The sequence below is a fragment of the Pseudomonas sp. LBUM1649 genome (assembly GCF_059716155.1).
The window spans coordinates 5187906-5210551 of sequence record NZ_CP166807.1 but is presented as its reverse complement, the minus strand read 5'-3'; the positions used below and the strand labels follow the sequence as shown (position 1 = coordinate 5210551).

The window sequence follows — 22646 nt, the reverse complement described above, 5'->3', positions numbered from 1 at the left end:
TGGAAAGTGCATCAGGCATTGATGCGCGCCTGGGCGGCGAGGCGGTTGATCGCCCGGTCGAGATCTTCAAGTGCGCCAAAGGCCTTCGGGTCTTGCTGCTTGAGCAAGGTTTCACTGCGTTGGCAGGCGGCGCGCAGTTGCGGTACGCCGCAATAACGGGTCGCACCGTGCAGGCGATGAACCCGCTCGACCAGGGCGTTGTGGTCGTTGCTTTGCTGAGCCTGGCGGATGGCTTCGCGGTCGGCTTCCAGCGACGCCAGCAGCATTGCCAGCATGTCAGCCGCCAGATCGGCCTTGCCTGCGGCCAGGCGCAAGCCTTCTTCGTGATCGAGCACCTGCAACTCGTAGGTGCTGCCGTGGCTGTCGCCTGCGCGCTCTGGCGTCTGATTGCGCAGTGCCAGCCCGCTCCATTTGAGTACCACTTGCGCCAGTTGCCGCTCGCTGATCGGCTTGGTCAGGTAATCGTCCATGCCGCTTTGCAGCAATGCGCGTTTTTCGTTGGCCATGGCATGCGCCGTGAGGGCCACGATCGGCAGCGGTGTGCAATGCCGCTCGCTTTCCCATTGGCGGATCGCTTCGGTACTTTGGCGCCCATCCATGCCGGGCATTTGCACGTCCATCAGTACCAGGTCGAACGTCTCGTTCTGCACCGCCTTGATCGCCGCGTAACCGCTTTCCACGGCGAGCACCTTGGCGCCCATGTCTTCGAGCAGGGTCTGCACCAGCAGCAAATTGGCCGGGTTATCGTCGACGCACAGCACCTTCGGCGCGCGGCTGGACAGCGGCTCGCTGGACTCGCTGCGCAACTGCCGCGGGTTGACCAGGTCGGACAGCGCGCGCCGTAGCTTGCGGGTACAGGCCGGTTTGGCCTGGAGCTGGCTGTGGGGGTTCGGGACCGACAGGTGGAACAGCGTCTGTTCCGTGGTGGGGCACAACACCAGCACTTTGCAGCCCAGGTGCTCGAGGTCCCAGATGTGCTGGTTGAGGCGTTCCGGTGGCATGTCGTTGCTGGTGATTCCCAGCACCGCGAGTTCGATTGCCTGATCGGTCTGATGCGCGCCGGTGACGCCGTTGGTCAGGCTTTCCAGGGTATTGAACGCGGTGACGTCCAGGCCGCAGTCTTCCAGTTGATGCTGCAACGCCTGGCGCGCCAGCTCATGATTTTCCAGCACTGCAACCCGCCGTCCGAGCAGCGGCGCGCCAGGCAGGTCTTCGGCATCGTCGCGGGTTTTGGGCAGGTTCAGGCTGATCCAGAACTCCGAACCCTCGCCCGGGGTGCTGTCGACGCCAATCTCGCCGCCCATCTGCTCGATCAGGCGCTTGGAGATCACCAACCCCAGGCCCGTGCCGCCGGGTTGCCGCGACAGCGAGTTATCGGCCTGGCTGAAGGCCTGGAACAGCGCGCGCACATCCTGGTTCGACAGGCCGATGCCGGTGTCCTGGATGCTGATGCGCAATTGCACGCTGTCTTCGTGTTCTTCTTCGAGCATGGCCCGGGCGACGATGGTGCCCTCGCGGGTGAACTTGATCGCATTGCTGACCAGGTTGGTCAGGATCTGCTTGAGCCGCAACGGATCGCCCACCAGTGACAGGGGCGTATCGCGATACACCAGGCTGATCAGTTCCAGCTGTTTGGCGTGGGCGGCCGGGGCGAGGATGGTCAATGTGTCTTGCAGCAGGTCACGCAAATTGAACGGAATATGGTCGAGCACCAGCTTGCCCGCCTCGATCTTCGAAAAGTCGAGGATCTCGTTGATGATCCCCAGCAGGCTGTCGGCAGACTTTTCGATGGTGCCCAGATAATCGAGCTGGCGCGGGGTCAGTTCACTTTTTTGCAGCAGATGGGTGAAGCCGAGGATGCCGTTGAGCGGCGTGCGTATTTCATGGCTCATGTTGGCCAGGAACTCGGACTTGATCCGGCTCGCCTCCAGCGCTTCCATGCGCGCCAGGTCCAGTTCGATGTTCTGGATCTCGATGGTCTCGAGGTTTTGGCGCACGTCCTCGGTGGCCTGGTCGATGCTGTGTTGCAGTTCTTCCTGGGCATTCTGCAGGGTGCCGGCCATGCGATTGATGCCGGAGGCCAATTCATCCAGCTCCTGGCTACCCAGTGGCGGCAGGCGGGTTTCCAGGTGACCGTCCTTGAGTTGGGCAACGGCTTGCTTGATCTGGGTCAGCGGCCGATTGATCGTGCGGCCCATGCGCAATGCCAGCAGCGCCGCGCCGCCGAGACCGGCACCGATCATCAGCAGGCTGGCGAACAGGCTGCGGTAGCCATGTAATAGCATGCCGTTGTGGGACAGTTCGAGTTCGACCCAGCCCAGCAGACGGTCGGCTTCATCAGGGATCACGTCGCCTGCCAGGCTGCGGTGTTTGCCGAACACCGGCAGCAGGTAACGTGTTGCTTCGCTGCCACTGCGGCGCAGCATCTGCGAGCCTTCGCCCATTGGCGCCTGGGTCAGCATGATCGGCCCGGCATGGGCCAGTGCCGAGCGGTCTGGCGCAAGGAAGGTCACGGCGCGCACATCCGGTTGTTCCAGGGACTGGGTGGCGATACGTTCCAGCAGTTCGTTGTTGTGGTGCCCCATGGCTGGCGCCACCAGCGGCGCCAGTTGCTCGGCGATCATTTCGCCGCGCTGCAGGAGTTGGGTTTGCAGGTCCGATTGCTGCATCCAGGTGAAATAGCCGCCCAGGACCAATGCCATGAGGCTGGTCGGCAGCAGCGTCAGCAACAGCACGCGGCCCTTGATTCCCAGTTTCTTCAGCACGCCTCTCTCCTGCAACCGGCTATTTATCGGGCTGCGCGTGCGTCCGGCACGCGCCACTTGCGCAGTGTAGCGATTTGCAAGCGGGCAATCCTCGATAATTGATGTCGTCACTCGTCGGATGGCCGCGCGCTTCTGCGCCCTGCGCAAACCCTTGGGTTGCCCCGGGCGAGGCAATCTTGAATAATCCACGACTGAGAATTATTTGCAGATACTAATGACGACCATCAGCGCTGGCCATCCCCGTATCCTCTCCATCGAAGACGACCTCGTACTCGGTGCCTATGTGCATGAACATCTGGGCCGTAGCGGCTTCCAGGTGACCTGGTGCCAGAACGGCCAGGAAGGCCTGGACATTGCCCGCGAGCAAGCCTTCGATGTGGTGTTGATGGACATCCTGTTGCCGGGTCTGAACGGGCTGGCGGTGCTGACGCAACTGCGCCGCAGCCATTCCACCCCAGTGTTGCTGATGTCGGCGCTCGGTGCCGAGGCCGATCGCATTAGCGGCTTTCGACTGGGGGCCGATGATTACCTGCCCAAACCCTTCAGCATGGTCGAGTTGCGCGTGCGCATCGAAGCCATCCTGCGCCGCGTAGCGCTCGATCGCCGGCCGACCCCGGTGGCGATGGTGGCCGAAGTCGACAGTCTGCGTTTTGACGACGAACGCTTCGACGTTTTTTATGGCCAGCAGCCTGCCGGCCTGACTCGAACTGAGTATCGCCTGCTGGAAACCCTGAGCCGCAGCGTCGATGAAGTGTTGAGCAAAGCCTTCCTTTATCAACAGGTACTGCAACGCGGTTATGCCGCCCACGATCGTAGCCTGGACATGCACATCAGCCAGATTCGCCGCAAACTCAAGGCCATCGACTATACCGAGCGGGAGGTGCGCACCGTCTGGGGCAAGGGCTACATCCTGAGTGCCGTCGATGAAATGTAATTTGCCGGGCCGGCATTCGCTGTTCTGGAAACTGGCTTGCCTGTTGGTGGCGTTCTGTCTGCTGATGATCTGGTTGAGCTGGTCCTGGGGCCGCTACATGGAGCAGCGCAACCAGTTCCTCTCGGACGAGGCCCGAGGCACCTTGACCCGTTATGCCGCCGAGGCCGAACAGGCATGGACGCAGCGCCAGCGCGCCGGCGTCGAAGACTGGTTGCAGGGCATGCACCGGCGCGAAAAGGGTTTTACAGGTGTCATTGGCGGTGATTTGCAATCCTTGGGCAGCCAGCGGCTGACCGACAAGGAAATCGAGCGACTGACCTTTTTACGGGGTCTAGACTGGCCCATCCACAAGAAAAGACAACCGTGGATGCGTGTGCCGTTTCCCGGCGATCCGGCCGCCGGCAGCCTGGTGATCGAACTGCCGCAACGCTTCATGCCCGGGCGCTACCGGGTGTTCTGGCGGGTAATCACCAACGGCATCATTCCGGGGTTGTTCACGTTGCTGTTGTGCGTCGGCCTGTACCGCTTGCTGGTGGTGCCGCTCAATCACTTGCGCGAACAGGCCAATGCCTGGCGTGCCGATCAGCTCAATGTGCGACTGTCCCGCCGCACCACCAACCGCGCCGACGAACTGGGAGAGCTGGGCAGGGCGTTCGATCACATGTCCGAACGCTTGCAAAGCACCGTGGCATTGCAGCAACAACTGTTGCGCGACCTGTCCCACGAATTGCGCACGCCGTTGAGCCGCCTACGGGTGGCCAGTGAAAGCGAGCAGGGGCTTGAACAACTGCGCGAGCGCATCGGCCGCGAGGTTGATGGCATGCAACGGCTGGTGGAAGACACGCTGCAACTGGCCTGGCTCGATACAGAGCGCACGCGCTTACCCGACGAAGCGATACAGGTCCAGGCCCTGTGGGAAATGCTCACGGAAAACGCCTGTTATGAAAGTTGTTGGCCGGACGAGCAGTTGCAGTGCTCGGTAGACGCCTCCTGCTGGGTGCGCGGCCATCTCAATACGCTCGCCCAGGCGCTGGAAAACATGCTGCGTAATGCAATCCGACATTCGCCCAAGGGTGGCATTGTCCACCTGGGCGGGCGGCGCGACGGCGACTTCTGGCACCTGTGGCTGGAGGATCAGGGTGGCGGTGTGGCGCAAGACGATCTTGAGCGAATCTTTCTGCCCTTCACCCGACTCGACGGCTCGCGGCCGGGGGATGGTGGATTTGGCCTTGGCTTGAGCATTGCCAGGAATGCGGTGCGGCGACAGGGCGGAAGGCTTTGGGCGCAGAACACCGGGAGCGGGTTGCGGATGAATATGCGCTTGGTGGCGGATGATGGAACTGTCAGTGATAACACCTTCGCGAGCAGGCAATGAAGTGCTTGCGCTTATTCAAAGTGCCAGGCGACAGGCTATACAGGCGGTGAATACCCAACTGATCGAGTTGTACTGGCAAGTTGGTGCCTATATCAGCTGCAAACTGGAGAAAGCCGAATGGGGTGATTCCGTGGTCGGTCAACTGTCTGAGCATCTGGCGAGAGTGTCAGATTTTTTGTGTGCGGGCCGGTAACAGCCTGCCGTAAGGCAGGCCTTCATTTCACCAAGTTGGCCTGATGAATCGATCTCCGTACAAAACCGCGAACTGATTCATTGCGTTCTTCCAGTCATGGGCCGGACTGCCCCAATTGGCGGTGATATTTTGCAGTGCCAGCCAGATCAGCTTTGTCGCCGCATCATCGGTTGGAAAATGTCCTCTTGTCTTGATGATCTTGCGCAACTGAGCATTGATGCTCTCGATGGCGTTGGTGGTGTAGATCACTTTTCGTATGGCTGGCGGGAAGATGAAAAACGGGATGACTCGGTCCCAGGCACGCCTCCAGGCAGCAGCCACCGTTGGATATTGTTTACCCCAAGGTCCAGATTCGAAGGCATCTAAAGCCTGCTCGGCAACTTCAGCGTTGAGTGCTTGATAAATCGGCTTCAGGGCTTTGGCCAGTTCGCGACGTTTATCCCAGGCCGCGTAATCAAGGCTGTTACGGATCAAGTGGACGATGCAGGTCTGCAGCGTCGTCTGAGGGAACACCGCACTCAAGGCTTCTGGCATGCCTTTGAGTCCGTCAGTGACAGCGATCAAAACGTCTTCGACGCCTCGAGTCTTGAGGTCATTGAAAACCTTCATCCAGAACTTGGCACCCTCGGTCGTTTCAATCCAGATGCCCAGAATATCTCGTGTACCGTCCGGCAATACGCCCAGGGCTAAGTAAATGGCCTTGTTGCGAACCACCCCCTCGTCACGGATTTTGACCCGCAGAGCATCGAAGAAAATGACTGGGTACATGGGTTCAAGTGGTCGCTGCTGCCAAGCACTGACCTCTTCCAGAACTGCATCGGTGACTGAGCTGATGAAGTCATGGGAGACATCTGTGCCGTATTGCTCCGATAGAAATGCACGAATCTCGCGCACGCTCATGCCGCGTGCATACATGGCAATAATCTTGTCATCGAAGCCGGTAAAGCGGCGCTCGTGCTTGGGGATCAGAATCGGAGCAAAGCTGCCATCGCGGTCTCTGGGGATGTCCAGGCGAAGCGGGCCGTCATCGGTCAGCACGGTCTTGCCGCTCTTACCATTACGCTGGTTGCTCGACTCCTCAGGGCGCTGCGCGCCCTGAGGGTAGCCAAGGTGGTGGCCGAGTTCGGCTCCCAAGGCTCGTTCAATCAGCGCCTTTTTGAACGCCATCGAAGCGTCCTGAATGGCTTCGGCACTCATCGGACCGTTCACGAACTGGTCGATCAGCTCTTTTGGAATGGATGGAAGGTCACGCTGGGCCTCGCGGGCCGGTTTCTTTTTGGTCGGCATACATGCACCTCTTCAACATGTTATGCCCGAACACAAAATTTATGACAGTCCCCATCTGGCTCAAACTCAACCGGGTTTGCGGGGTTTTACCCGTCCCAATCTGTTTCGTATGCGTCAGTTCTACGAGACTTACCGGGGCGACGAGAAAGTCTCACCGCTGGTGAGACAATTACCCTGGACCCAAAATCTGGTCATCTTCAGCCAAAGCAAACTCCCGGAAGAGCGGGAGTTTTACTTGCGTATGGCGATTCAGGAAAAATGGTCAAAGCGCGAACTGGAGCGCCAGTTCAAGGCGGCACTGTTTGAACGCAGCGTGACCCAGCCTGCAAAAGTCTCCGCAGTTCTGAAACAAACTCATCCCTCAGCACTTGAGATATTTCGTGACGCCTACATGGTCGAGTTTCTCGACTTGCCCGGCGCCCACGCCGAAACCGATCTGCATCGGGGCTTACTGGGTCGCCTCAAGCAGTTCTTGAGTGAGCTTGGCCGCGATTTCTGCTTTGTCGGCTCCGAATATCCGCTGCAAGTCGGCGGGCGTGATTTTGCACTGGACTTGCTGTTCTTTCACCGCGGTCTCAACTGCCTGGTGGCCATCGAGCTCAAGGTCGGGCGTTTTGAACCGGAGTATTTGGGCAAGTTGGGCTTCTATCTGGAAGCCTTGGATCGCGAAGAGCGAAAACCTCATGAAAGCCCTGCAATCGGTGTCTTGCTCTGTGCCAGCAAGGATGACGAAGTCGTCGAGTACGCCCTTAACCGCAGCCTGTCACCAGCGCTGATCGCGGAGTATCAGGTCCAACTGCCGGACAAACAGTTGTTGCAGGCCAAGCTGCATGAGTTCTATGCCTTGAATGTTGCACAGACAGAAGAGGGCTGAATCCGCCGCTTATTCCCATAAACGATAAGCACCACACTTTGCGTGATATGGCCTTCCGAGGATTGCCGGTATGATAGGCGCCCCGCAGTCTGGATTGCGAATACGCCATGATCTTGCAGTACCCAACCATCGCCGATTGCGTCGGCAACACTCCGCTGGTCCGTTTGCAGCGCCTGCCCGGCGAAACCAGCAACACCCTTTTGCTCAAGCTCGAAGGGAACAACCCGGCGGGTTCGGTCAAGGACCGTCCGGCGCTGTCGATGATCACTCGCGCCGAGTTGCGCGGGCAGATCCACGCCGGCGATACGCTGATCGAAGCGACCTCGGGTAATACCGGGATTGCGCTGGCCATGGCCGCCGCGATCAAGGGTTACAAGATGATCCTGATCATGCCGGACAACTCCAGCGCCGAACGCAAGGCCGCGATGACCGCTTATGGCGCCGAGTTGATTCTGGTCAGCCAGGAAGAGGGCATGGAAGGTGCTCGCGACCTCGCCCAGCGTATGGAAGCCGAAGGCCGCGGCAAGGTGCTGGATCAGTTCGCCAACGGTGACAACCCGGAGGCGCACTACACCACCACCGGTCCGGAAATCTGGCGCCAGACCCAGGGCACCATCACCCATTTCGTCAGCTCCATGGGCACCACCGGCACGATCATGGGCGTCTCGCGCTACTTGAAAGAGCAGAGCGACAACGTACAGATCATCGGTCTGCAACCGATGGAAGGCTCGGCCATTCCCGGCATCCGCCGCTGGCCGCAGGAATACCTGCCGAAGATCTACCAGGCCGAGCGCGTCGACCGGATCGTCGACATGGCGCAAAGCGAAGCCGAAGACGTCACCCGGCGTCTGGCCCGCGAAGAAGGCATCTTCTGTGGCGTGTCCTCGGGCGGTGCGGTGGCAGCGATGCTGCGCCTGTCCAAAGAAGTTGAAAACGCGGTGATCGTCGCGATCATCTGCGACCGTGGCGACCGATACCTGTCGACCGGCATTTTCGACGCGCCCAACTGATGGCCAAGCATGAGAGAGGCCTGCGCTTCCAGCCCACCGGCGGCAGCAAGGCCCCGCAAGTCCCGACCGGCAAAAAACAGCGTCTGAGCATCGAGCGCCTGGCCAACGACGGTCGCGGTATCGCGTTTTTCGAAGGTCGCACCTGGTTCGTCATCGGCGCACTGGCCGGTGAAGAAGTCGAGGCGCGTGTGCTCGGTGCCCACGGCAAAGTGGTCGAGGCGCGTACCGAGCGGGTGTTCAAGTCCAGCGAACTGCGTCGCCCGGCGCCTTGCGCCCATGCCGGCCGATGCGGCGGTTGCAGCGTGCAACATCTGCCCCACAACGAACAACTCGCCCTGAAACAGCGCATGCTCGCCGAGCAATTGTCGAAGGTAGCCGGTGTCGAGCCCGAAGAATGGGCCGCGCCATTGAGCGGTCCGGAGTTCGCTTATCGCCGTCGCGCCCGGGTAGCGGTGCGCTGGGACATGAAAGCGAAAAAACTCGAAGTCGGTTTCCGCGCCGCCGGCAGCCAGGACATTGTCGGCATCGATGATTGCCCGGTGCTGGTACAACCCTTGCAGCCGATCATGGCCCGCTTGCCCGAGATGCTGCGGCGTTTGAGCAAGCCTCAAGCCCTGGGTCACGTGGAATTGTTCAGCGGCTCGTCGCTGGCGGTGTTGCTGCGGCACATGGCGCCGTTGTCCGAAAGTGACATGACCATCCTCAAGGATTTCTGCGCGTTCCATGAAGCGCAGTTGTGGTTGCACGGGGACGGCGAGCCGCATCCGGTCGAGGCCGATCAGTCCTTGGGCTATCGTCTTGAACAGTGGGATTTGAATCTGGCGTATCGCCCTGGGGATTTCATCCAGGTCAATGCCGGGGTCAACGAAGCGATGGTTGCCCAGGCGCTGGACTGGCTGAAACCGCAAGCCGATGAGCGAGTTCTCGATCTATTCTGTGGGTTGGGTAACTTTGCCTTGCCGCTGGCCAAAGCCGTTCGCGAAGTCGTTGCGGTGGAGGGTGTGCAGGTGATGGTCGATCGCGCAGCCGCGAATGCTGTCAGCAACAATCTGAATAATGCGCAGTTTTTTCAGGCCGATTTATCCCAGCCTTTGACCGATGCCGAATGGGCGCGTGAAGGCTTTTGTGCGGTACTCTTGGACCCACCGCGTGACGGCGCTTTCGAGGTCGTGCGCAAGCTCAAGTCCCTGGGGGCCGAGCGGTTGGTGTATGTGTCGTGCAACCCGGCAACCCTGGCGCGCGACACGGTTGAATTGATCAAGCAGGGCTACCGGTTAAAACGTGCCGGGATTCTCGATATGTTTCCTCAGACGGCACATGTCGAAGCCATGGCGTTATTTGAAGCGAGCTAGGATGCTCGTCTGGTCCGACTGGCCCGCCCGTGCAGCCGCGTACCAGCCCGACGTGGGCTCATGGGCAACGAAGGTCAGCGATTTGACGCATTGAATCTGCGTCGTAGGGAAGGTAAGCAAGATGGTACAGGTGAGAGCACACCAGCCGATCAACACCGACGGCAGTATCAATCTCGAGGCTTGGCTCGATCACGCGGTCAGTGTCGATCTGGCACTGGATCGCGAAGCCTTGAAAGAAGCCTGCGAGTTCGCTCGCGAGGCCGAACAACAAGCCAATGCGGCAAAGAACCTGTGGTCCGAAGGGACTTCGAGTTTCCGCACGGGCCTTGAGATCGCCGAGATCCTCGCCGACCTCAAGCTCGATCAGGATTCGCTGGTGGCCGCAGTTCTCTATCGGGGCGTGCGCGAAGGCCAGATCCCGTTGCCGGCAGTCAGCCAGCGTTTTGGTCCCTTGGTGGCCAAACTGATCGACGGCGTGCAACGCATGGCGGCGATCAGCGACAGCCTGAGCCCGCGTAAATCCATGGTGATGGGCACTCAGGGCCAGGTGGAAAACCTGCGCAAGATGCTGGTGGCCATGGTCGACGACGTTCGCGTGGCCCTGATCAAACTGGCCGAGCGCACCTGCGCGATCCGTGCGGTCAAAACCGCCGACGACGAGAAGCGCAACCGCGTGGCCCGCGAAGTCTTCGACATCTACGCGCCACTGGCCCACCGCCTGGGTATCGGTCACATCAAGTGGGAGCTGGAGGATTTGTCCTTCCGTTACCTTGAGCCCGACCAGTACAAGCAGATCGCCAAGTTGCTGCATGAGCGGCGACTGGATCGCGAGCGCTTCATCAGCGACGTGATGAGCCAACTGAAAAACGAATTGCAGGCCACCGGTGTCGACGCCGATATCAGCGGCCGGGCCAAACACATCTATTCGATCTGGCGCAAAATGCAGCGCAAGGGTCTGGAGTTCAGCCAGATCTATGACGTGCGCGCCGTGCGTGTGCTGGTGCCGGAAATGCGCGACTGCTACACCGCGCTCGGCATAGTCCACACCTTGTGGCGACACATCCCGAAAGAGTTCGACGACTACATCGCCAACCCGAAAGAGAACGGCTATCGCTCATTGCATACCGCCGTGATCGGGCCTGAGGGCAAGGTGCTGGAGGTGCAGATCCGCACCCACGCCATGCATGAAGAGGCCGAGCTCGGCGTGTGCGCGCACTGGCGCTACAAGGGTACTGACGTCAAGTCCGGTTCCAATCACTACGAAGAAAAAATCTCCTGGCTGCGTCAGGTGCTCGAGTGGCACGAAGAGCTGGGCGACATAGGCGGGTTGGCCGAACAGCTGCGGGTCGATATCGAACCCGACCGGGTCTACATCTTTACCCCGGACGGTCACGCCATCGATTTGCCCAAGGGCGCGACGCCACTGGACTTCGCTTACCGCGTGCACACCGAGATCGGTCACAACTGCCGCGGCGCCAAAATCAATGGGCGCATTGTGCCGCTCAACTACAGCCTGCAAACCGGTGAACAGGTCGAGATCATCACCAGCAAGCACGGCACGCCGAGCCGCGACTGGCTGAACCCGAACCTGGGCTACATCACCACTTCGCGGGCGCGGGCGAAAATTGTTCACTGGTTCAAGCTACAGGCGCGCGATCAGAACGTCGCCGCCGGCAAGACCCTGCTCGAGCGCGAACTCAATCGCCTCGGCCTGCCGCAGGTGGATTTCGAAAAACTGGCCGACAAGGCCAACATGAAAACCGCCGAAGACATGTTTGCCGCCCTGGGGGCGGGTGACCTGCGCCTGGCGCAACTGGTCAACCTGGCGCAGCAACTGGTCGAGCCGGAACGTGGCAACGAACAGCTGGAACTGATTCCACGCAAGGCTACCGGCTACAAGCCAGGCAAGCGTGGCGACATTCAGATCCAGGGCGTGGGCAACCTGATGACCCAGATGGCGGGTTGCTGCCAGCCGCTGCCGGGGGATGCGATCGTCGGCTACATCACCCAGGGCCGTGGCGTCAGTATCCATCGCCAGGATTGCGCCTCGGTGCTGCAACTGGGCGGTCGTGAGCCGGAGCGGATCATCCAGGTCAGTTGGGGGCCGGTGCCGGTGCTCACCTATCCGGTGGACATCGTCATTCGTGCCTACGACCGTTCCGGATTGCTGCGTGACGTCTCGCAGGTGCTGCTCAACGAGCGGATCAACGTGCTGGCGGTCAATACCCGCTCGAACAAGGAGGACAACACCGCGCTGATGTCCCTGACCATCGAGATTCCGGGGCTGGACGCGCTTGGGCGGTTGCTGGGCAGGATTTCCCAGTTGCCGAACATCATCGAAACGCGGCGTAACCGCACACCATGAAATGTACGCAACGGATGCTGATGCAACCGGAACCTGTAGGAGCAAAGCTTGCTCGCGATAGCAATTTACCTGACACACCGCCATCGCGAGCAAGCATTGCTCCTACAGGTCATCAAACGAGATGACAGATGTACAGCCTTGAAGATTTACTGCACCTGATGAACCGCCTGCGCGACCCGCAGTACGGTTGCCCGTGGGACATCAAGCAAACCTACGCCACCATCGTTCCGCACACCCTCGAGGAAGCCTATGAAGTCGCTGACGCCATCGAGCGCGGAGACTTCGATCACCTGCAGGGTGAGTTGGGCGACCTGTTGTTCCAGGTGGTTTACTACAGCCAGCTGGCCCGGGAAGAAGGGCGCTTCGAGTTCGCTGGCGTGGTCGACAGCATCGTTCGCAAATTGATTCGCCGTCACCCGCACGTATTCCCCACGGGTGATCTGTACGCGCCACTGGATGTCCCGCGTTTGAGTGAAGAACAGGTCAAGCAGCGCTGGGAAGAGATCAAGGCCGAAGAACGCGCGGAGAAATCCGTCGCACCGCAACAGCTGTCCTTGCTCGATGACGTCCCCGCTGCACTGCCGGCATTGTCCCGTTCGGCAAAATTGCAGAAGCGCGCAGGGCAGGTCGGTTTCGACTGGCCCGACGCCTTGCCCGTACTGGATAAGGTCCGGGAAGAACTCGATGAAATACTCGAAGCGATGGCCGACAACGACTCGGTGGCGGTTGCCGATGAAGTCGGCGATCTGCTGTTTTCCGTGGTCAATCTGGCAAGGCATCTCAAGGTCGACCCGGAAACCGCGCTGCGGGGCGCCAACGCCAAGTTCGAACGACGCTTCCGTTTTATCGAACAGGCATTGCGCGACACCCACCGTCCCATGGAAGATTGCACCCTCGAAGAGTTGGACGCCCTGTGGGGCGAAGCCAAACGCCAGGAAAAGAATGTGCCCAGCTGCGGTTGAGCAGTTGCCTAAGTGAGTAATAAGCACCATGAGCATTTCCCTTCGCGACCAGTTGCTCAAAGCAGGGCTGGTCAACCAGAAGCAGGCCAAGCAGGTCAGCAAAGACAAACAGAAACAGCAGCGCCTGGCTCACAAAGGCCAGATTGAACTGGATGACTCCCAACAGCGTGCGGCTCAGGAAGCCATGGCCGAGAAGGTCAAGCGCGATCAGGAGCTCAACCGCCAGCAGCAGGAAAAAGCCGAGGCCAAGGCTCGTGTCGCGCAGGTCAAGCAATTGATCGAAGCCACGCGCCTGCCCAAGTTGACGACCGAGGATTACTACAACTTCGTCGACGACAAGAAGGTCAAGCGCCTCTCGGTCAACACCCTGATGCGCAACAAGCTGAGCAACGGTTCGCTGGCCATCGTGCATCACGCCGGAGGCTATGAAGTGATCCCCCGTGAAGCAGCCCTGAAGATCCAGGAGCGCGATCCGCAACGTATCGTGCAGCTGAATGTGCAGACCGAAGAAGTCGCCGCCGAGGACGATCCATACGCGGCCTATCAGATCCCGGATGATCTGATGTGGTAAGTCGTTCAAGGCTGAAGTAAAACGACAGAACCCGCCATGGGGCTGTTCACACTGTAGGAGCGAGCTTGCTCGCGATGGTCGCTAACGATTACGCGTGTTTACTGGCTAAACGCGGCGCTCTTGAGTCCATCGCGAGCAAGCCCGCTCCCACAGGTTTTTGCGTTTTTTCAGGCGCAAAAAAACGCCCCGAACCAGTCGGGGCGTTTTCATGTGCGGCTCAGCGGCGGGGAATTACTTGCCTTCCCAGCGCTTCAGTACCAGCGTGGCATTGGTGCCACCGAAACCGAAGCTGTTGCTCATCACGGTGTTGATGGTGGCGTTTTCGCGGGTCTTGGTCAGCACCGGCAGATCGGCCACTTCAGGGTCCAGTTCGTCGATGTTGGCGGAGCCGGCAATGAAGTTGCCTTCCATCATCAGCATGCAGTAGATCGCTTCGTGAACGCCGGCGGCGCCCAGGGAGTGACCCGACAGGCTCTTGGTGGAGCTGATGGCCGGAGCCTTGTCACCGAACACTTCACGCACGCCTTTCATTTCCGCGACGTCGCCGACCGGAGTCGAAGTGCCGTGGGTGTTCAGGTAGTCGATCGGAGTATCAACGGTGGACAGGGCCTGCTGCATGCAGCGGATCGCGCCTTCGCCGCTTGGGGCAACCATGTCGTAGCCGTCGGAGGTCGCGCCGTAGCCAACGATTTCCGCGTAGATCTTCGCGCCACGGGCCAGAGCGTGTTCCAGCTCCTCGACCACGACCATGCCACCACCACCAGCGATGACGAAACCATCACGGTCGGCGTCGTAGGCACGGGAGGCTTGTTCCGGGGTGTCGTTGCGCTTGCTGGACAGTGCGCCCATGGCGTCGAACAGGAACGACTGGCTCCAGTGTTCTTCTTCACCGCCGCCGGCGAAGACGATGTCCTGCTTGCCCATCTGGATCTGTTCCATGGCGGTACCGATGCAGTGAGCACTGGTGGCGCAGGCAGAAGCGATGGAGTAGTTCAGGCCCTTGATCTTGAACGGCGTGGCCAGGCAGGCGGAAACGGTGCTGCTCATGGTCCGCGTCACGCGGTATGGGCCAACGCGCTTGACGCCTTTCTCGCGCAGGATGTCCAGCGCTTCCATCTGGTTCAGGGTCGATGCGCCGCCGGAACCGGCGATCAGGCCGGTACGCGGATTGGACACCTGCTCTTCGGTCAAGCCGGAGTCAGCGATGGCGTCTTTCATGGCCAGGTAAGCGTATGCCGCCGCGTGGCCGACGAAGCGATAGATCTTGCGATCGATCAGTTCTTCAAGGTTGAGGTCAATGGAGCCGGAAACCTGGCTACGCAGACCCATTTCGGCATATTCCGGGTTGAACCGGATGCCAGGGCGGCTTGCACGCAGGTTAGCGGAGACGGTCTCTTTGTCATTGCCCAGGCACGAAACAATGCCCAGACCAGTGATAACGACGCGGCGCATGCGGATAACCCTTAGAAGTTGTCAGTGGAGGTGAACACGCCGACCCGGAGGCCTTCGGCGGTATAGATTTCGCGACCGTCGACAGTCACCGAACCGTCGGCTATGGCCAGGTTCAGCTTGCCTTTGAGGACGCGCTTGATATGAATGTTATAGGTGACTTTCTTGGCTGTCGGCAGGACCTGGCCGAAGAATTTCACTTCGCCCGAACCCAGGGCGCGACCGCGGCCCGGCAGACCTTGCCAGCCGAGGAAGAAGCCGACCAGTTGCCACATGGCGTCCAGGCCCAGGCAGCCCGGCATCACCGGATCACCTTCGAAGTGGCAGGCGAAGAACCACAGGTCCGGAGTGATATCCAGCTCTGCGACCAATTCACCTTTGCCGTACTTGCCACCCTCTTCGCTGATCAGGGTGATGCGATCGACCATCAGCATGTTCGGGGCGGGCAGTTGCGCGTTACCTGGGCCGAACAGCTCACCGCGACTGCAGCGCAGCAGGTCTTCCCGGGTAAAGGCGTTTTGTTTGGTCATGCGAGCTCCTCAATAGTCCCATGCGGCAGGTGGGGCAAATCTTCCCGGCCGATCGAAGCGTTCATGCCTCGAACCGGCAGCCTACTCATAGACTATTGCGTTGTAGTGAAAGTCACAGCACCAAGGACATGAATGTACACTTGTGCACTGAAATTTTTAATCAAGTCCATTTTCGGACTTGTACGGGTGCCTAAGACTGCCGCACTTTCGCCTTTCACGCCAGTCGCAGATGCTCGAAAGGCCTGTACTACTGCACCCATCGCTGCAGAATTTGCTGAAGATCAATCCGTTTGAAGGGCTTGGCCAGGTAATCGTTCATTCCCGCCGACAAGCAGGCTTCGCGATCCCCCTGCAAGGCGTTGGCGGTCAGGGCAATGATCGGCAAGTCGGTGCAGCCGGGCAGTTCACGGATCTGCCGGGTGGCTTCATAACCGTCGAGGACCGGCAGTCGGCAATCCATCAGTATCGCTTCGAAAATCAGGCTCTCGGCACTGCGCACCGCCTGTGCGCCATCGGCGGCGACGCTGACAGTAAAGCCCAGGCTGCGCAGCATGGCTTCGATCACTGTCTGGTTGACCGGATTGTCCTCGACCAGCAGCACATTGCGCCCTTCGCCGTCACCCTTGTGGGTCGATACGCGAGGTACCCGCGCCGGCAAGGCCTGTTGATACAACGCCAACGGAATTTCCAGGGTAAACACCGAGCCACGGCTTTCCTCGCTCTGAGCGCGCAAGGTGCCACCCATCCGTTCGGCGAGTGTGCGCGCAATCGGCAGGCCCAGGCCGGTGCCACCGTAGCGTCTTGAGATGGAACTGTCGGCCTGCTGAAACGCGTCGAACATCAATTCCAGGCTTTCGGGGGGAATGCCAATCCCGCTGTCGCGTACCGTGCAGGTGAACCACAGCAGTTCGTGATCCAGGGACTGCCACTGCGATTCGATGCAGACGCGGCCCTGTTCGGTGAACTTCAGGGCATTGCCGACCAGATTGACCAGTATTTGCCGGATGCGCGTCGGGTCCCCCTGAACCTGCAGCGCCCGCATGTCCTCCGGAATCTGCAGCTGCAGATCGAGCCCGCGTTGTACGGCGCTGTGCTGGAACGACTGGGCACAACTGCCGATAAGGTCCGCGAGGTTGAAGGGAATATGCTCCAGTTCCAATTCCGAGCGTTCGATACGCGAAAAATCCAGAATGTCATTGATGACTTTGAGCAGGTGCTCGGTGGATTCCGAGGCCAGCGCGGCGTATTCGAGCTGTTCTTCGGTCATCTCGGTGGTTTCCAGCAACTGCAGCATGCCCAGCACGCCATTCATCGGCGTGCGCAGTTCGTGGCTCATCATCGCCAGGAAATCGGACTTGGCGTTGTTGGCTTTTTCCGCTTCCTCGCGGGTCTGGATCAACTGCGCCATGGCCTGGTGCTGTTCGTGGCTGGCCTGCTCGAGCCCCCTGGCGAGATTGTTGATGTGTTGCGACAGGGCGCCCAGTTCGGTGTCGTCAACGATGGGCAGGGGCGTTTTGTAGTCGCCGGCCTGGATCGCCTTAACTGCATTGCCGATATCACGCAACGGTTGCGACAGGCTTGCGGCCAGGCGCCGGGCGACCAGGAAGGTAAACAGCAAGGCGAACAGCGCCAGAATGCCGGCCTTGAGCAGGATCTCCTGCTGGCGCTGGCTGAACGCATCATTGGACAGGCCGACGATCACCCGGCCCAGGTAATCCTCGGCGGGAGCCGTGGGGGCCGCTGTGCCGTCCTGGAAAAAATCATTGTGCAGTGCGATCCGTTGCAGGCGCACGGGGGCCTGGAATACTTCGACCTGGTGCGGCTTTTGGTAACTTGCCGAAGGTTGCTCGACATACACCAGAATCCGGTTGGCGCTGTCCTGCACCTCCAGGAACCGCACGTTGGGCGTGGCCAGTGTGGCCTTGAGCAGGCTGTCGAGCACCTCGTTATTGCCCGATATCACCCCGTATTCGGCGGCCGGCGCCAGTTGGTTGGCAATCAACTGGCCGGTATGGGTGAGCTCCTGGCGCAGGTCCTGGATCCGCACGAAGGTGAAGAAGCTGATCAACAGCAGCGTCAGAAGCAGGGCAGGGCCGAGGCTGATGATCTGGGTACGGGTACTGATGTCCCAGCGGCGACGGAAGGTCATGGGTGGCGTTCTCCTTCTGCCAACAGCGTTGCGACAGCCGCTTCATTTACCTGTTCCAGACCCAGGGAACGAGACACCTGCGGATTGCTCGAGACTTTGAAGCGGTGTGGGTACTGCGTGCGTGGCCACGTGGCCGGCGGCAGGTCGAGCAGCTCATCGAGAATCGCCAGCCAGTCGCTCTGATCGCTGTAGGTACTGGCCAGGCTCCCAGCCCTGACGAATCCTGCATTGGGGCCGATCAAGGCCAGCTGTCGCGTAAAGCTGCTGAGCAACAGGTTTTTCGCGGTTTTCGGGTTGTACAGATCGGGGTCGTCGAGGCCCAGCACTACATCGCTGTTGGCCAGCAAAGCCTGCAAAGGACGACTGTCCTGAGTGTTTTCCCAACGCTCGGTGACCACCTCAAGACCCAGGGGATGGGCGGCCTGGCGCAGTTCCCGTAACAGGAACTCGCTATGGCTGTCGTACAGGACGCCAACCCGTTTGACCTCAGGCAGAAGGACGCGGGTGAGGCGCAATTGCCGGTCCAGTGGCGGATCGCTCCAGAGCAGGCTGAGGTGCGGGGGCAGGGCGTGCCCCAGATGTTGCCGTGCCTGCAGGCGGCTGATGCGCAGCACCAGCGTCGCCGGGCCGCGCGGGTCCTGCAGGCGCCAGTCGAGGCTGGGCAGGTCGAGCAGGATCAAGCGGGTGTCGGCCGCCAGCTTGCCCGGTGGCGGCAGGCTGGCCAGTGCCTGGAAGTGCACGTTGTCGGCCGGTCGCAATTGCCGCAGGGCCTGGGCAAAGAATTGCACGCCGGGGCTATCGTCGACACCGGTGAGGAGAACATCCGCGGCATTGGCCGACAGGCTGTTTAGGCAGCCACCGAATATAAGCCAGGCCATGGCCAGCAGATGGCCAAGGGTTGGCGGCTTGCGCGACGGACGATGCAGCATTTTAAACCGCCAGCTCTGCGCTGAAATACATCATCCGACGCTCGTTATAGTTATTGTTGATAATTGCCGCATTCTTGTTAACGAATGATGGCGCGCATGTTAACCGAGCCAGTTGACTTTTCCAGTCACGATATAAGCATTTCCTTAGGTATTACCGGACCTCTTCCTACGCACGGCGGTAATTGAAGCAGGGACTGGCCGACACGGGGACGCTCCGTATAATGCCGACATCGCCACTGGTATGGATTAACGGATTACATATGACTGAACAGCGCCCGATCGCGGTCTTGGGAGGCGGAAGTTTTGGTACCGCCGTGGCTAACCTGCTGGCCGAAAACGGTCATCTAGTCCTGCAATGGATGCGTGACCCCGAACAGGCCGAGGCCATCCGGGTCAATCGCGAGAACCCGCGTTACCTCAAAGGCATCAAGATTCTGCCCGGTGTGACGCCGGTCACTGATCTGCTGGCCACCCTGGAGGCCTGCGACCTGAGTTTTGTCGCGCTGCCCTCCAGCGCGTTGCGCTCGGTGCTGGCGCCGCACGCCGAACGGTTGAGCGGCAAAATGCTGGTGAGCCTGACCAAGGGTATTGAAGCCCAAACGTTCAAGCTGATGAGCCAGATTCTCGAAGAGATCGCGCCACTGGCACGCATCGGTGTGTTGTCCGGGCCGAACCTGGCCCGTGAAATCGCCGAACACGCGTTGACCGCCACGGTGGTCGCCAGCGAAGACGAAGAACTCTGCCAGCAGGTCCAGGAAGTGTTGCACGGCCGCACCTTTCGCGTGTATGCCAGCGCCGACCGTTTTGGCGTGGAACTGGGCGGGGCGTTGAAAAACGTCTACGCGATCATCGCCGGCATGGCGGTAGCGATGGGCATGGGCGAAAACACCAAGAGCATGCTGATTACCCGGGCGTTGGCGGAAATGACTCGCTTCGCGGTCAATCAGGGTGCCAACCCGATGACATTCCTCGGCCTTGCGGGCGTGGGTGATTTGATCGTGACCTGCTCGTCGCCAAAAAGCCGTAACTATCAGGTCGGTTTCGCCCTCGGCCAGGGCTTGAGCCTCGAAGAGGCGGTCAATCGCCTGGGCGAAGTTGCCGAAGGCGTGAACACGCTCAAGGTGCTCAAGGCCAAGTCCCAGGAGGTTGGCGTGTACATGCCGTTGGTCGCCGGGCTGCACGCTATCCTGTTCGAAGGGCGCACGCTTGAGCAGGTTATCGGGCTGTTGATGCGCGGTGAACCGAAGACCGATGTCGACTTTATTTCCACCAGCGGCTTCAACTGAAACCTTACTTCACAGGAACGGAGCGCGACATGAGTGATCAAAAAGTAGAACCCAAATACGAGTCCATTCTGCTTCGGGTGCTGTGGATGGTGGTGTTCCTGCTGGTCTGGCAGGTGGCGCAGTTCATACTTGGCGCCGTGGTGCTGGTGCAGTTGATCTATCGTTTAATCTATGGCGCCCCGAGCGCCAGCCTGATGAACTTCGGCGACAGTCTGAGCCAGTTCCTGGCGCAGATTGGTCGATTCGGCAGTTTCCACAGCGACCAGAAACCCTGGCCGTTCGCCGATTGGCCGACGCCGCGTACGCCGGAAGGTGAAGCGCCGCACGTCGTGGCGCCTGCGCCACATCCGGCCCGAGATGAGGAACCCAAGCTATGAAACTCTGGGTATTGCGTCATGGGGAAGCTGTGCCACACGGGTCCCGCCCCCACGATTCGGAGCGGGAACTGACGGAGCACGGGCGTGAGGAAGTGCTGCGCAGCGCTGCAAACTTGATCGGGCAACCGCTGACCGCCATCTACGCCAGCCCGTACCTGCGAGCGCAGGAAACGGCGCGACTGGTGCGAGACGCGTTGGGTTTCGAGCCGGAAATCCGCACTGTCGAATGGCTGACACCTGACACGGAACCGGACAAGGTGGCCGAACAGATGGTGGCGGTCAGCGACGTGCTGTTGGTCAGTCACAACCCCTTGGTGGGGAATCTGCTGAGCTACCTGCAACATGGTGCCGGGCATCCGCCGGAGAGGATCGGCACTGCCGGTCTGGCGGAGCTCAAGGGCGATGAGCTGTTGGTAGGGTCCATGAAGCTCAACAGCGTTAAACAACCTTGATCGTGAGGTTGTCGAAAACGGCTTGAATTTTTTTCTGTGAAATAGCCAGCCAAGCAACTGCTTGGTTGGCTACGCTTGCTCCAGACCCAAAAACAAAGGAGCGAGTCGCATGCCTGCTGCTTTTCGTTTGCCCCTGGACATTTTCTACGAGCGCGAGGCCCGACATCCCCGCCAGCGCTTTCTTGTCCAGCCAATGGGCGGTGGTCATGTCGAGACCTTGACCTGGGAGGAAGTCGGTCATCAGGCCCGTTGCGCGGCACATTGGCTACGGTCGCGGGAACTGCCCCAAGGCAGCCACATCGCCCTGATCTCGAAAAACTGTGCGCACTGGATCATTGCCGACCTGGCGATCTGGATGGCCGGGCATGTCTCGGTGCCGTTGTACCCCAACCTCACCGCCGAATCGGTGGCCCAGGTGCTCGAACACTCGCAAGTGCTGCTGGCATTTATCGGCAAACTCGATGACTGGCCTGGCATGTCCCCGGGGGTGAATCCCGATCTGCCGACCATCAGCCTTCCGCTGCATCCGCCCGGCACCTTCGATTTCAGCTGGGACGACCTGCAACGCAGCTCGCCGATTCAGGACGATCCCAAGCCCGCCGCCGATCAACTGGCGACCATCATCTACACGTCCGGCACCACCGGAATGCCCAAGGGTGTAATGCACAGCTTCGCCAATCTGGGGTTCGCCACCACGCGCGGCACGCAACTGTTCGGTCTGAATGAGACGGATCGACTGTTGTCGTATTTGCCGTTATGCCACGTTGCCGAACGGATGTTCGTCGAACTGGCATCGATTTATACCGGGCAAACCGTGTTTTTTGCCGAAAGCCTCGACACCTTCCTCACTGATTTGCGCCGTGCCCGGCCCACGGCGCTGTTTGGCGTGCCGCGAATCTGGACCAAATTCCAGATGGGGGTGTACAGCAAGATTCCGGCAAAACGCCTGGATTTCCTGCTCGGATTGCCGATTATCGGCAAGCGGGTCGGGCATAGAGTCCTTGCCGGGTTGGGACTCGATGCCTTGCGCGTTGCCTTGTCCGGTGCGGCGCCAGTACCGCTGAGTCTGCTGCTGTGGTATCGCAGGCTCGGCTTGGACGTGCTGGAGGTCTACGGCATGACGGAAAGTTGCGGCTACTCGCACATTTGCCTGCCGGGGCAGAACAAACCAGGCTGGATTGGCAAGCCTTGCCCGGAAGTCGAGGTGCGCATCGACGAATCGGGCGAGGTGATGGTGCGCAGCGGCGCAACCATGCTCGGCTATTTCAAGGAGCCGCAGAAAACCGCCGACACCATCACCGAGGACGGCTTCCTGCGCACCGGTGACAAGGGCGAGGAAGATGCCGAAGGCAACTTGCGCCTGACCGGGCGCCTGAAGGAAATCTTCAAGACCAGCAAAGGCAAGTACGTAGCGCCGGCGCCCATCGAAAATCGCCTGGCGGTGCATTCGCGCATCGAGCAGGTGTGCGTGGTCGGTGATGGCTTGAGTGCGCCACTGGGCCTGTGCGTGCTTTCGGTCGTCGGGCAGCAGGAGGCACGGGCCGGGTTGCATTCAAGCCTGGAGAAGCTGCTGGAAGAGGTCAACAACGCCCTCGACAAGCACGAACGCTTGCGGCGACTGGTGGTGGTCAAGGACAGCTGGGCGGTGGAAAACGGCTTTCTCACGCCAACCCTGAAGATCAAGCGCAACGTGATCGAAGCCACTTACGGCGGTCGCTTCGAAGAATGGAGCGAGCGCAGCGAAGCGGTGCTGTGGCAGGATTGAGCCACGAATAAAATACAACAA

17 protein-coding genes and 2 pseudogenes are annotated in these 22646 nt (G+C 60.2%); 13 read left to right on the top strand and 6 right to left on the bottom strand.

All coding sequences use genetic code 11. The features are described 5' to 3' along the window. Window positions 1-11: 11 nt before the first annotated feature. Window positions 12-2765 (bottom strand): response regulator, encoded by a 2754-nt coding sequence (locus ACA058_RS24060; RefSeq protein ID WP_497636208.1) that lies wholly within the window; start codon window positions 2763-2765, stop codon window positions 12-14. 214 nt (window positions 2766-2979) lie between these two features. Here ACA058_RS24060 and ACA058_RS24055 point away from each other — a divergent pair, with 214 nt between their 5' ends. The 3 genes and pseudogenes from ACA058_RS24055 to ACA058_RS24045 all read left to right on the top strand — a co-directional run. Beyond that, on the top strand, window positions 2980-3699 hold the full coding sequence (locus ACA058_RS24055) for a response regulator transcription factor (protein WP_497636207.1): 720 nt from the start codon (window positions 2980-2982) through the stop codon (window positions 3697-3699). After that, on the top strand, window positions 3689-5074 hold the full coding sequence (locus ACA058_RS24050) for a sensor histidine kinase (RefSeq protein ID WP_497636206.1): 1386 nt from the start codon (window positions 3689-3691) through the stop codon (window positions 5072-5074). The genes ACA058_RS24055 and ACA058_RS24050 overlap by 11 nt, the downstream gene beginning before the upstream one ends. Further along, window positions 5031-5237 (top strand): annotated as a pseudogene (locus tag ACA058_RS24045) (DUF1016 N-terminal domain-containing protein); the annotation flags it as partial. The gene ACA058_RS24050 and the pseudogene ACA058_RS24045, both read left to right, overlap by 44 nt. A gap of 57 nt (window positions 5238-5294) precedes the next feature. Here ACA058_RS24045 and ACA058_RS24040 read toward each other — a convergent pair. Continuing rightward, window positions 5295-6554 (bottom strand): IS256 family transposase, encoded by a 1260-nt coding sequence (locus ACA058_RS24040; protein ID WP_497635083.1) that lies wholly within the window; start codon window positions 6552-6554, stop codon window positions 5295-5297. A gap of 52 nt (window positions 6555-6606) precedes the next feature. Here ACA058_RS24040 and ACA058_RS24035 point away from each other — a divergent pair. The 6 genes and pseudogenes from ACA058_RS24035 to ACA058_RS24010 all read left to right on the top strand — a co-directional run. Continuing rightward, window positions 6607-7428: pseudogene (locus ACA058_RS24035) on the top strand (PDDEXK nuclease domain-containing protein); the annotation flags it as partial. A 107-nt stretch (window positions 7429-7535) separates the two neighbouring features. Next, complete coding sequence (cysM, locus tag ACA058_RS24030) at window positions 7536-8438, top strand: cysteine synthase CysM (protein ID WP_497636205.1); 903 nt, start codon at window positions 7536-7538, stop codon at window positions 8436-8438. Next, on the top strand, window positions 8438-9790 hold the full coding sequence (gene rlmD / locus ACA058_RS24025; RefSeq protein WP_497636204.1) for a 23S rRNA (uracil(1939)-C(5))-methyltransferase RlmD: 1353 nt from the start codon (window positions 8438-8440) through the stop codon (window positions 9788-9790). Before cysM ends, rlmD begins: the two co-directional genes overlap by 1 nt. Before the next feature lie 121 nt (window positions 9791-9911). Further along, entirely contained in the window at window positions 9912-12155 is a 2244-nt protein-coding gene (relA, locus tag ACA058_RS24020) for a GTP diphosphokinase (RefSeq protein ID WP_497636203.1), read from the top strand. 128 nt (window positions 12156-12283) lie between these two features. Then, entirely contained in the window at window positions 12284-13117 is an 834-nt protein-coding gene (gene mazG / locus ACA058_RS24015; RefSeq protein WP_497636202.1) for a nucleoside triphosphate pyrophosphohydrolase, read from the top strand. A gap of 28 nt (window positions 13118-13145) precedes the next feature. After that, entirely contained in the window at window positions 13146-13688 is a 543-nt protein-coding gene (locus tag ACA058_RS24010) for a DUF2058 domain-containing protein (RefSeq protein WP_497636201.1), read from the top strand. Window positions 13689-13919: 231 nt separating this feature from the next. Here the strand turns inward: ACA058_RS24010 and fabB are convergent, their stop codons facing one another. The 4 genes from fabB to ACA058_RS23990 form a co-directional block, all read right to left on the bottom strand. Continuing rightward, a complete protein-coding gene (gene fabB, locus ACA058_RS24005; RefSeq protein WP_007957797.1) occupies window positions 13920-15140 on the bottom strand; it encodes a beta-ketoacyl-ACP synthase I in 1221 nt (406 codons plus the stop codon). Between the two features lie 11 nt (window positions 15141-15151). Continuing rightward, the gene (gene fabA, locus ACA058_RS24000) at window positions 15152-15667 is read right to left on the bottom strand and encodes a 3-hydroxyacyl-[acyl-carrier-protein] dehydratase FabA (protein WP_003179264.1); all 516 of its coding nucleotides are present in this window, start codon (window positions 15665-15667) and stop codon (window positions 15152-15154) included. 247 nt (window positions 15668-15914) lie between these two features. Then, on the bottom strand, window positions 15915-17816 hold the full coding sequence (locus ACA058_RS23995; RefSeq protein ID WP_497636200.1) for an ATP-binding protein: 1902 nt from the start codon (window positions 17814-17816) through the stop codon (window positions 15915-15917). Further along, complete coding sequence (locus ACA058_RS23990) at window positions 17813-18745, bottom strand: ABC transporter substrate-binding protein (protein ID WP_497636199.1); 933 nt, start codon at window positions 18743-18745, stop codon at window positions 17813-17815. Before ACA058_RS23990 ends, ACA058_RS23995 begins: the two co-directional genes overlap by 4 nt. Window positions 18746-19005: 260 nt before the next feature. Here ACA058_RS23990 and ACA058_RS23985 point away from each other — a divergent pair, with 260 nt between their 5' ends. From ACA058_RS23985 to ACA058_RS23970, 4 genes are all read left to right on the top strand, one after another. Then, window positions 19006-20031 (top strand): NAD(P)H-dependent glycerol-3-phosphate dehydrogenase, encoded by a 1026-nt coding sequence (locus tag ACA058_RS23985; protein ID WP_497636198.1) that lies wholly within the window; start codon window positions 19006-19008, stop codon window positions 20029-20031. Between the two features lie 29 nt (window positions 20032-20060). Continuing rightward, a complete protein-coding gene (locus tag ACA058_RS23980) occupies window positions 20061-20408 on the top strand; it encodes a DUF4389 domain-containing protein (RefSeq protein WP_497636197.1) in 348 nt (115 codons plus the stop codon). Then, a complete protein-coding gene (gene sixA, locus ACA058_RS23975) occupies window positions 20405-20860 on the top strand; it encodes a phosphohistidine phosphatase SixA (protein WP_497636196.1) in 456 nt (151 codons plus the stop codon). Before ACA058_RS23980 ends, sixA begins: the two co-directional genes overlap by 4 nt. A 109-nt stretch (window positions 20861-20969) precedes the next feature. Continuing rightward, on the top strand, window positions 20970-22625 hold the full coding sequence (locus ACA058_RS23970; RefSeq protein ID WP_497636195.1) for an AMP-binding protein: 1656 nt from the start codon (window positions 20970-20972) through the stop codon (window positions 22623-22625). Window positions 22626-22646 lie beyond the last annotated feature (21 nt).